Raw genomic sequence first — 8,928 nt, 5'->3', positions numbered from 1 at the left:
CGGTGCCCGGCGGGCCGTACAGCAGACTCGCCTGCACCGCGGCCGGCCTGGCCGGCGCGGCCGTCGCCGCCACCCGCCTGCACCGGCCGCCACCCGCCGATCCGAACCCCGAGTGAGAGAAGGAGCCCCATGGAGACCCCCACGACCGCCGACCTCTACGACCGGTACGGCGACACCCTCGGCTCGTGCGACACCCAGCTGCGCCAGTTCGGCGGGGTCCGGGCCTTCGCCGGCCCCGCCGTGACGGTGCGCTGCTTCCAGGACAACGCCCTGGTGAAGTCGATCGTCGCCGAGCCGGGGGAGGGCCGGGTGCTGGTGGTGGACGGCGGCGGCTCGCTGCACACCGCCCTGATGGGCGACCTCATCGCCGGCACCGCGGCGGAGAACGGCTGGGCGGGCGTCGTGATCAACGGTGCGGTGCGCGACGTCGCCGCCCTGGCCGCCCTGCCGATCGGCATCAAGGCGCTGGGCAGCAACCCGCGCAAGAGCGGCAAGACCGGCGCCGGCGAGCGGGACGTACCGGTGTCGTTCGGCGACTGCGTCTTCACCCCCGGCGCCGAGGTGCACAGCGACGACGACGGCGTCGTCGTGCTGCCGGTCGCCGGGCGGGACTAACCCTCGGTGGCCGGGTGCGGGGCGACCTGCCCCTGACGCAGCCGGGCCGCGCAGAGCTCGGCCAGTTTCGCGTACGCGGGGGCGCCGATCAGCGCGGTCAGCTCCGGGGCGTACGAGAGGTACATCGGCTCGGCGCCGACGTGCGCGTCGGTCGAGGAGGTGCACCACCAGTCCAGGTCGTGCCCGCCGGCGCCCCAGCCGCGCCGGTCGAACTCGCTCAGCGTGGAGATCAGCACCTTGGTGTTGTCCGGCCGCTTGTGCCAGTCCTGGTCCCGCCGGATCGGCAGCTGCCAGCAGACGTCCGGCTTGTACTCCAGCGGGTGCACCCCGTCGCGCAGCGCCTGGGCGTGCAGCGCGCACCCGCCGCCACCCGGGAAGTCGACGTCGTTGAGGAAGACGCACGGCGCGTCGACGTCCCGGGTGGCCGTACGCCGGGCCGGGTTCTTCCCGTCGATCGTGTCGTTCTCGGTCCAGTTCTTGAAGCCCTTGCGGAAGTGCTGCCAGGTCTCCGGGGTGAGCCGCTTGACCGCCGCCCGGACCCGCTTCTCGTCGTCCGAGTCGGTGAAGAACGCGCCGTGCGAGCAGCAGCCGTCGGCGGCCCGGCCGGCGACGATGCCGTGGCAGCCCTTGCCGAAGATGCACGTCCAGCGGGAGAGCAGCCAGGTCAGGTCGGCCCGGACCACGTGCTTCCCGTCGGCCGGGTCGACGAACTCGATCCACTCCCGGGGGAAGTCCAGCCCGACCTCCCGGCTACGCGGGTCGTCGGGGTCGTCCACCAGCACGTGAAGCTCGATCTGCCCTGTCACCCGGACCAGCGTACGCGCGGTCACCCGGACCGGCTGGCGAGCCGGCGAAACGTGTTGGCCCTAGGGTCTTCTGCATGCGACTGGGTGTCCTCGACGTCGGTTCCAACACGGTGCACCTGCTGGTGGTCGACGCCCATCACGGCGCCCACCCGTGGCCGGCGCACTCGGAGAAGGTGGTGCTCCGGCTGGCCGAGCAGATGGGCCCGGACGGGGCGCTGACCGACGCGGGCGCGGACGGGCTGGTCAAGGCGGTCGGGATGGCCCGGGCCGCGGCCGACGGGCTGGCCGCCGACGACCTGCTGGCCTTCGCCACCAGCGCCGTCCGGGACGCCACCAACGCCGGCGAGGTGCTGGCCCGGGTCCGCGACGAGACCGGCGTACGCCTGGAGGTGCTCTCCGGCGCGGACGAGGCGCGGATGACCTTCCTCGCGGTGCGGCGCTGGTTCGGCTGGTCGGCGGGGCGGCTGCTCGGGATGGACATCGGCGGCGGCTCGCTGGAGCTGGCCGCCGGCATCGACGAGGACCCCGAGGTGGCCGTCTCGCTGCCGCTGGGCGCCGGGCGGCTGAGCCGGGAGCGGCTGCGGGTCGACCCGTCCGGCACCGTGCCGCCCTCCGCCGAGGCCGTGGAGGAGCTGCGGGAGTACGTCGACGCCCAGCTGGAAACGGTGCGGGAGCAGCTCACCGAGGTGGGCTGGGAGCGGCCGGTGGCCACCTCGAAGACGTTCCGCACGCTGGCCCGGCTGGCCGGGGCCGCGCCCTCCGGCGCCGGGCTGTGGGCTTCGCGCAGCCTGACCCGGACCGGGCTGCGTCAGGTGCTCGGCTTCATCCGGCACATCCCCCCGGCCCAGCTGCCCGAGCTGGAAGGGGTGAGCGCGGCCCGGGCCCACCAGCTCCTCGCCGGCGGCGTGGTGGCCGAGGCGGTGATGCGCCGGCTCGACGTGGACCGCCTGGACATCTGCCCCTGGGCGCTGCGCGAGGGGGTCATCCTGCGCCGGCTGGATCAGCTGGCACCGATGTGATCCCGCTCGGTCGACGTGGGCGCTTTGCGGCTGCTCGTCCCGATGCGCCGTGGCGGGGGCGGCTACCCTGAGGGGTGTGACTTCCCACGTCCCGGTCCTCCTGTCCAGCTCCTCGGTGTTCCCTGAGCGCACCGCGGCGGCGTTCCAGCTCGCCGCCGCGCTCGGCTACGACGGCGTCGAGGTGATGGTCTGGACCGACGTGGTGAGCCAGGACCCGGGCGCGCTGCGCGGGCTGGCCGACCACTACGGCGTACCGGTCCTCTCGGTGCACGCGCCCTGTCTGCTGGTCACCCAGCGGGTGTGGAGCCCCGACCCCTGGGAGCGGCTGCGCCGGGCCGCCCGGCTGGCCGAGACCCTCGAAGCGCCCACGGTCGTGGTGCACCCGCCGTTCAGCTGGCAGCGCGACTACGCCCGGAACTTCGCCGAGGGCCTGGCCGCGATCGAGGAGCAGTTCACCGGCCTGCGCTTCGCGGTGGAGAACATGTACCCGGTGCGGATGGCCGGCCGGCAGTTCGTCCCGTACGTCCCCGGCTGGGATCCGACCGACACCGGCTACACCTCGTACACCCTCGATCTGTCGCACTGCGCCGCCTCGCACACCGACGCCCTGGCGATGGCCGACCGGATGGGCGCCGGCCTGGCGCACGTGCACCTCGGCGACGGCACCGGCGAGGGGCGCGACGAGCACCTGGTGCCCGGGCGCGGTGGCCAACCCTGCGCGGAGCTGCTCCGCTCGCTGGCCGGTCGGGGTTTCACCGGCTCGGTCGCGGTGGAGGTCACCACCCGGGGCGCGAAGAGCCGCGCGGTGCGCGAGGCCGACCTGCGCGAGGCGCTCGAGTTCGCCCGCGCCAACCTCACCGCCCCCTCGCCGGTCGACGCCTGACCGACCGGGCCCGCGGCTCGGTCGCGGTCAGCTGACCGGGGTGAGGGTCTCCGCCTGGGCGGGGACGCTGACCTGCTCGCCGATCGCGGCCCGCTTCCGGGCCCGGTGCGCGGCCACGTGGGAGCGGGTGGCGCAGCGCTCGGAGCAGAACCGCCGGCAGCAGTTCGACGAGGTGTCCAGGTAGACGTTGCCGCAGCGCTCGTCCGCGCAGACGCCGAAGCGGGCGCTGCCGTACTCGCACAGCCAGACCGACAGGCCCCAGACGGCGCCGGCCAGGTATTCCGACGAGACCGAGGCGCCCCGGCTGGTCACGTGCATGTGCCAGTCGCTGGAGTCGTGGCCGGAGATGCGCGGCTGCACCGGGAAGGCCTCCAGCAGGGCGTTCAGCTCCGCCACCGCCTCGGCGTCCCGCCCCGAGGTGCCGTACTCGAAGATGTCACGCAGGCGCTTCTGCGCCCGCCGGAAGATCGTCAGGTCCCGCTCCGCGACCTCGTCGCGCATCCACGCGTTGTCGTCCGGGAAGAGGGCCCGCAGGTCGTCGAGGTCGTCCAGACGGGCGTTGACGAGATCAACACCGGTCCGGGCGTACGCGTCGAAGTTCACGACCCCAACGGTAGACGACTCAGGGGGCACGTGGCGCGTCGATGTAGTGGGGCAGGAACCGCGCGTAACCGTCTGTGATGAGGCTCTCGCTCTCCCGTACGCCGGCGCCGGCCGATTCACCGTCGACGATCCAGCTCCCCAGCACCATCCGGTTGCCGGCGAACTCGGGCAGCGCCCGGAATTCCTGGTAGCAGAAGCCCTCGTCGCCGTAGCTCCCCGGATTGGTGATCTCGGTGCCGGCGGTCACGATGCGTACCGAGCCGCCCTCCCGGCCGAGCAGCGGCTTGGCCACGTACTCGGTCATCCCGCGCGGCGAGTCCAGGTACGCCGGCAGCAGGTAGTCGTGGCCCGGGTACAGCTCCCAGAGCACCGCCAGCAGCGCCTTGTTGGACAGGAGCAGCTTCCAGGCCGGCTCGATCCAGGTGGTCGGGGTGCCCGGCGCCAGCGCCGGCGGCCCGTACGGCTCGGCCAGCATCCACTCCCACGGGTAGAGCTTGAAGCAGGTGGTGATCGGCCGGTCGCCCGCGTCCACGAAGCGCCGCCCGTCCCAGCCGACCCGCTGGATCGGCATGAGGGTCACGTCCAGCCCCGCCTGGCGGGCCGTCTCGGCCAGGTAGCCGGCGGTGATCTGGTCCTCGCCGGACTCCTCCTCCTCGGACCAGACCACGTGCACCCGGGGGTCGTGCAGGCCCGCGCCGATCTTCGCCCACGCCCCGACCAGGCGCTCGTGCAGGCTGTTCCACTGGTCCGCCTCGGGGCGGGTGTGCTCCAGCCAGTACCACTGCACGATGCTCGCCTCGACCAGCGAGGTCGGCGTGTCGGCGTTGTACTCCAGCAGCTTGGGCGGCCAGCTCCCGTCGTACCAGAGGTCGAAGCGGCCGTAGAGGGTCGGCGGCCGCTCCCGCAGTGACCGGGCCACCGCCTCCGCCGCCCAGGCCGGGATGCCGAACTCGGCGTACCGGTTGCGGGCGACGATGTGCTCGGCGGCGGCCACCGACATCCGGTGCAGCTCCTCGGTGGCCTCCTCCAGCCGGAGCACCTCGTCCAGTGCGAAGCCGTACGCGGCGGTCTCGTCCCAGTACGACATGATCTCGCCGTCGGGCAGCTCGGTGTCGACGTACACCAGGCCCTGGCTGCGGATGGTGGCGTCCCAGTCGGGGCGCGGAGCACTGGCCTCGCGGCGCACGTCAGCCGCCGCAGGAGGCGAGGTGGGTGCCGAAGCCGCCCCGGTCGGGCAGCGCGGCGGCCACCGGAACCGGGGTGTCCCGGTCGACGGCCGGCGCGGGGATCCGCAGGGCCAGCGCGACGGTGTCGCCGCCGCCCCCGGCCGGACCGAGGGCGCAGTCGTCATCGTCGTCGTCGTAACCGCCGTTGCAGCCGGAGAGGGCGAGCGCCAGCACGGTCAGCGTGCCGAGCTGGACGGTGGCCGAGCGGAGCCGGCGTCGGGGGGTGCGTTCCACATGATCGTTGTAGCCGATCCCGGCCAGCCCGGCAGCCCCGGGAACGCAGCGTGACGTTGCCCGCCGCCCCCCGGCGCGGGCCCCCAGGCGGGCGCTACGCTCGGCTCATGCTCCGTTCCGTCATCCTCGCCGCCTCCCGGTCATCCCAGGTCGAGCGGCTCGTCGCGACGGCCCCGTTCACCCGGGACGTCGTCCGCCGGTTCGTCGCCGGCGCCGGCACCGACGACGCGCTGCGCGCGACCCGCGCACTCGTCACCGACGGCCAGGCGGTGACCCTCGACTACCTGGGCGAGGACACCACCACCCCCGAGCAGGCGAACGCCACCCGGGACGAGTACCTCAAACTGCTGCGCCTGCTCTCCGCCGCCGAGCTCACCCCGGCCGCCGAGGTCAGCGTGAAGCTCTCCGCGCTCGGCCAGATGTTCGACGAGCAGCTCGCGTACGAGAACGCCCGGGCGATCTGCGCGGCCGCCGACGCGGCGGGCACCACCGTCACGCTCGACATGGAGGACCACACCACCACCGACTCGACCCTGGACGTCCTGGCCAAGCTGCGCAAGGACTACCCGTCGACCGGCGCGGTGCTCCAGGCGTACCTGCGGCGGACCGAGTCGGACTGCCGGGAGCTCTCCGGTGCCGGGTCCCGGGTGCGGCTCTGCAAGGGCGCGTACAAGGAGCCCGAGTCGGTGGCCTACCAGTCCGCCCGCGAGGTGGACAAGTCCTACGTGCGCTGCATGAACGTGCTGATGTCGGGAGACGGCTACCCGATGCTGGCCACCCACGACCCGCGGCTGATCGCGATCGGGGAGGACCGGGCCCGCTGGTTCGACCGCGGCCCGGAGCGGTTCGAGTTCCAGATGCTGTACGGCATCCGTCCCGACGAGCAGAAGCGCCTGGTCGGCGAGGGCTACACGGTGCGCACCTACGTCCCCTACGGCGACCAGTGGTACGGCTACCTGATGCGCCGGCTGGCCGAGCGCCCCGCCAACCTGATGTTCTTCGGCCGCGCGCTGGCCTCGAAGAAGTGAACTGACGGTTCGGCGAACGGGCCGGTGGGACGGAAGTCCCGCCGGCCCGTTCCGTCTGTTCGGGCGGGGGCTTGACGCCGAAAGCTAATGGTATTAGCTTTACGGCTATGACGATTAGCCAGGTGGTGCGGGACGGCGGAACCATCGCGTACGAGGTGCACGGGGAGGGCCCGCTGGTGGTCCTCGCGCACGGCATGGGCGAGAACCGGGCGAGCTTCCGGCACCTGGTGCCCCGGCTCGTGGCGGCCGGCTACCGGGTCGCCTCGGTCGACGTCCGCGGCCACGGCGACTCCAGCGCCCACTGGCCCACGTACGCGCCGGCGGAGGTCGGCGGCGACCTGCTCGCCGTGGTCCGGGCGCTCGGCGGGCCCGCCACCCTGGTCGGCAGCTCGTCCAGCGGGGCGGCGGTCGTCTTCGCCGCCGCCGACGCGCCCGAGCTGGTCAACGGCATCGTGCAGGTCGGCCCCTTCGTGTCCCAGGAGAAGCCGAACGCCGTGGTGCGGCTGGCGCAGGCGCTCGTGCTGCGCAGCCCCCGGCTGTTCGGGATGTTCCACCGCACGCTCTTCCCGTGCGGGCGGCCGGCGGACGACGCCGCGTACCGGAAGGAGATGGTCGCGAAGCTGCGCGGCCGGATGGCCGCGGTGCGCGGGGTGGTCGCGCCCGTCGAGCCGCACTGGACCGCACGGGCCCCGGAGGTACGGCAGCCGGTGCTGGTGCTGATGGGCACCAAGGACCCCGACTTCCCCGACCCGGGCGCCGAGGCGCGGGCCGCCCGCCGGCACTTCGCCACCGCCGAGGCCCGCATGATCGCCGACTCCGGCCACTACCCGCACGCCGACCAGCCCGACGCCACCGCCGCCGACCTCACCGAGTTCCTGGCGGTGGCCTCCCGTGCCTAGGGCCGGCCTGACCCCGCAGGCGGTGGTCCGCGAGGCGGCCACGCTCGCCGACGAGGTCGGTCACGACCGGCTCACCCTGGCGGCGGTCGCCGGCCGGCTCGGCGTGGCGCTGCCCAGCCTCTACAAGCACGTCAAGGGCGTGGACGCGCTGCGCCAGAAGCTCGGCGCGCTGGCCGTCGGCGAACTGGCCGAGGAGATGAGCCGGGCGGTCGCCGGCCGGGCGGGCCGGGACGCGTTGCACGCGGTCGCCGTCGCCTGGCGCGATTACGGCCGGCGGCACCCGGGCCGGTACGCTGCGGCCCAGCAGGTGCCCGACCCGGACGATCCCGAGCACGTGGCGGCCGGGCGGCGGGCGCTGGACGCGGTCTACGCGATCCTGCGCGGATACGGCCTGACCGGCGACGACGCCGTGGACGCGGCCCGGATCTTCCGCAGCGCGGTGCACGGTTTCGTGACCCTGGAAGCCGTCGGCGGCTTCGGCATACCGCGCGGCATCGACCGCACTTTCGACCAACTGGTGGCCGCGCTGGACACCGCGTACCGGGACTGGAGGTGCTGATGAAGGCCGCCCTGCTCACCCTCATCTTCCTGCTGGAGCTGGCAATGCTCGCCGCCGCCGCCCGGTGGGGCTTCACCCTCGACGCCGGCTGGCCGGTACGCCTGCTCGCCGGCATCGGCGCGCCGCTGCTGCTCGCCGTCGTGTGGGGCGTCTTCTGCTCGCCGCGGGCGAACGTCGCGCTGCCCGCGCCGGCCAAGCTCGGCGTCCAGGCCGCCTGCTTCGTCACCGGCGGGCTGCTGCTCGCGCTGTCCGGGTGGCCGGTGCCCGGGGCCGTGCTGGTGGTCCTCTGGGCGGTCGACAAGGCGCTGCTCACCCACCTCGGCGACCCGGTCTGAGCCGCGCCCTTCCCGGCCACCGGCGCATCCTTCAGCACTGCTCGTAACCCGCCGCCTCCCCCTCGCCTGCGGCCCCGCGGCCGCAGGTGCCGACAAACTTGATGCCCTGGACGACTCATCCCGCGGGCTCCGCCGGCCGGTCCGGCAGGTGGCGGTGAATCGATTACGACATCAGGTTCGTAGGCACCGGGAACAGGGCGTCCGGGCGCAGGTGGCGACCGCGCCCCCATCGACGCACGGCGGCGCTGGCCGGATCGCCCCGACGGGTCGTACCCTTCGCCGGTGACCGACGGTGACGAGCGGCCCTCTGGCCCGGCGGAGACCGGCCCCACGCAGCCCGCCACGGTGACCGGCGACGGCTCGTCCCCCCTGCCGGGGCCGCCCGGCCCGGCCGCGGCGAGCCCGGTGCCCGGGGCGCCCGCCCTGACGCCGGTGTCGCGGAAGCCACGACGACCGCCGCTGTGGGTCGTGCTCGCCCTGGTGCTGGTCCTGGCGGCGTGCGGGGTGCCCGGCGTGCTCCTGCTCGGGCTGGTGGGGAACGCGGCCGGTCGGCCGGCGGACGGCCCCGCCGACGACCCGGCCACCGCAGCCGCCCGCCGGCTCGGCCAACGGATGACCACCCAGCTCGACCGGCAGGCCGGCGCCGCCAGGCCGGCACCAGCCAGGAGCAGGCCCTGGTCAAACCCCTGGTCGGCGGACTCACCGCCACCCCACCGGCCGA

The 8,928-nt window shown here is 74.1% G+C and carries 11 protein-coding genes and 1 pseudogene; 8 read left to right on the top strand and 4 right to left on the bottom strand.

What is annotated here, in order from left to right:
- The first annotated feature begins 129 nt into the window (after positions 1-129).
- A complete protein-coding gene (gene rraA / locus ACWEVO_RS21155; RefSeq protein WP_452309248.1) occupies positions 130-615 on the top strand; it encodes a ribonuclease E activity regulator RraA in 486 nt (161 codons plus the stop codon).
- On the opposite strand, the gene ACWEVO_RS21150 is transcribed toward rraA, so the two are convergent.
- A complete protein-coding gene (locus tag ACWEVO_RS21150; protein WP_452309247.1) occupies positions 612-1,421 on the bottom strand; it encodes a hypothetical protein in 810 nt (269 codons plus the stop codon). The two genes, rraA and ACWEVO_RS21150, sit on opposite strands and share 4 nt — an antisense overlap.
- 74 nt (positions 1,422-1,495) lie before the next feature.
- On the opposite strand from ACWEVO_RS21150, the gene ACWEVO_RS21145 reads away from it, so the two are divergent.
- Positions 1,496-2,440 carry a Ppx/GppA phosphatase family protein gene (locus ACWEVO_RS21145; protein WP_452309246.1) on the top strand — a complete coding sequence of 315 codons (945 nt, stop codon included), beginning with the start codon at positions 1,496-1,498 and terminating at the stop codon, positions 2,438-2,440.
- 76 nt (positions 2,441-2,516) lie between these two features.
- Entirely contained in the window at positions 2,517-3,323 is an 807-nt protein-coding gene (locus ACWEVO_RS21140; protein ID WP_452309245.1) for a sugar phosphate isomerase/epimerase family protein, read from the top strand.
- A gap of 27 nt (positions 3,324-3,350) precedes the next feature.
- Here the strand turns inward: ACWEVO_RS21140 and ACWEVO_RS21135 are convergent, their stop codons facing one another.
- From ACWEVO_RS21135 to ACWEVO_RS21125, 3 genes are read right to left on the bottom strand one after another with little or no spacing between them, the layout of a single operon-like run.
- Positions 3,351-3,926 carry a CGNR zinc finger domain-containing protein gene (locus ACWEVO_RS21135; RefSeq protein ID WP_452309244.1) on the bottom strand — a complete coding sequence of 192 codons (576 nt, stop codon included), beginning with the start codon at positions 3,924-3,926 and terminating at the stop codon, positions 3,351-3,353.
- A 19-nt stretch (positions 3,927-3,945) separates the two neighbouring features.
- Complete coding sequence (locus tag ACWEVO_RS21130; RefSeq protein ID WP_452309243.1) at positions 3,946-5,112, bottom strand: glutathionylspermidine synthase family protein; 1,167 nt, start codon at positions 5,110-5,112, stop codon at positions 3,946-3,948.
- A gap of 1 nt (position 5,113) precedes the next feature.
- Positions 5,114-5,386: a hypothetical protein gene (locus ACWEVO_RS21125; RefSeq protein WP_452309242.1), complete on the bottom strand. Its 273-nt coding sequence runs from the start codon at positions 5,384-5,386 to the stop codon at positions 5,114-5,116.
- A gap of 107 nt (positions 5,387-5,493) precedes the next feature.
- Here ACWEVO_RS21125 and ACWEVO_RS21120 point away from each other — a divergent pair, with 107 nt between their 5' ends.
- The 5 genes and pseudogenes from ACWEVO_RS21120 to ACWEVO_RS21100 form a co-directional block, all read left to right on the top strand.
- Complete coding sequence (locus ACWEVO_RS21120) at positions 5,494-6,414, top strand: proline dehydrogenase family protein (protein ID WP_452309241.1); 921 nt, start codon at positions 5,494-5,496, stop codon at positions 6,412-6,414.
- 107 nt (positions 6,415-6,521) lie between these two features.
- Positions 6,522-7,313, top strand: a complete 792-nt coding sequence (locus ACWEVO_RS21115; RefSeq protein ID WP_452309240.1) for an alpha/beta fold hydrolase — start codon at positions 6,522-6,524, stop codon at positions 7,311-7,313.
- A complete protein-coding gene (locus ACWEVO_RS21110; protein WP_452309239.1) occupies positions 7,306-7,872 on the top strand; it encodes a TetR/AcrR family transcriptional regulator in 567 nt (188 codons plus the stop codon). The genes ACWEVO_RS21115 and ACWEVO_RS21110 overlap by 8 nt, the downstream gene beginning before the upstream one ends.
- The gene (locus ACWEVO_RS21105) at positions 7,872-8,207 is read left to right on the top strand and encodes a YrdB family protein (protein WP_452309238.1); all 336 of its coding nucleotides are present in this window, start codon (positions 7,872-7,874) and stop codon (positions 8,205-8,207) included. The genes ACWEVO_RS21110 and ACWEVO_RS21105 overlap by 1 nt, the downstream gene beginning before the upstream one ends.
- A 282-nt stretch (positions 8,208-8,489) precedes the next feature.
- Positions 8,490-8,928, top strand: a pseudogene (locus ACWEVO_RS21100) (hypothetical protein); the annotation flags it as partial.

Source organism: Micromonospora sp. NPDC003776 (assembly GCF_053605645.1).
Note: the sequence above shows the minus strand (reverse complement) of the source record. Positions and strands in the feature narration are given on the sequence as shown.

What these genes read in the sequence shown, in the direction of transcription:
- rraA (WP_452309248.1), top strand. Translation starts at nt 130, where the DNA reads ATGGAGACCCCCACGACCGCCGACCTCTACGACCGGTACGGCGACACC.
- ACWEVO_RS21120 (WP_452309241.1), top strand. Translation starts at nt 5,494, where the DNA reads ATGCTCCGTTCCGTCATCCTCGCCGCCTCCCGGTCATCCCAGGTCGAG.
- ACWEVO_RS21115 (WP_452309240.1), top strand. Translation starts at nt 6,522, where the DNA reads ATGACGATTAGCCAGGTGGTGCGGGACGGCGGAACCATCGCGTACGAG.
- ACWEVO_RS21105 (WP_452309238.1), top strand. Translation starts at nt 7,872, where the DNA reads ATGAAGGCCGCCCTGCTCACCCTCATCTTCCTGCTGGAGCTGGCAATG.
- ACWEVO_RS21145 (WP_452309246.1), top strand. Translation starts at nt 1,496, where the DNA reads ATGCGACTGGGTGTCCTCGACGTCGGTTCCAACACGGTGCACCTGCTG.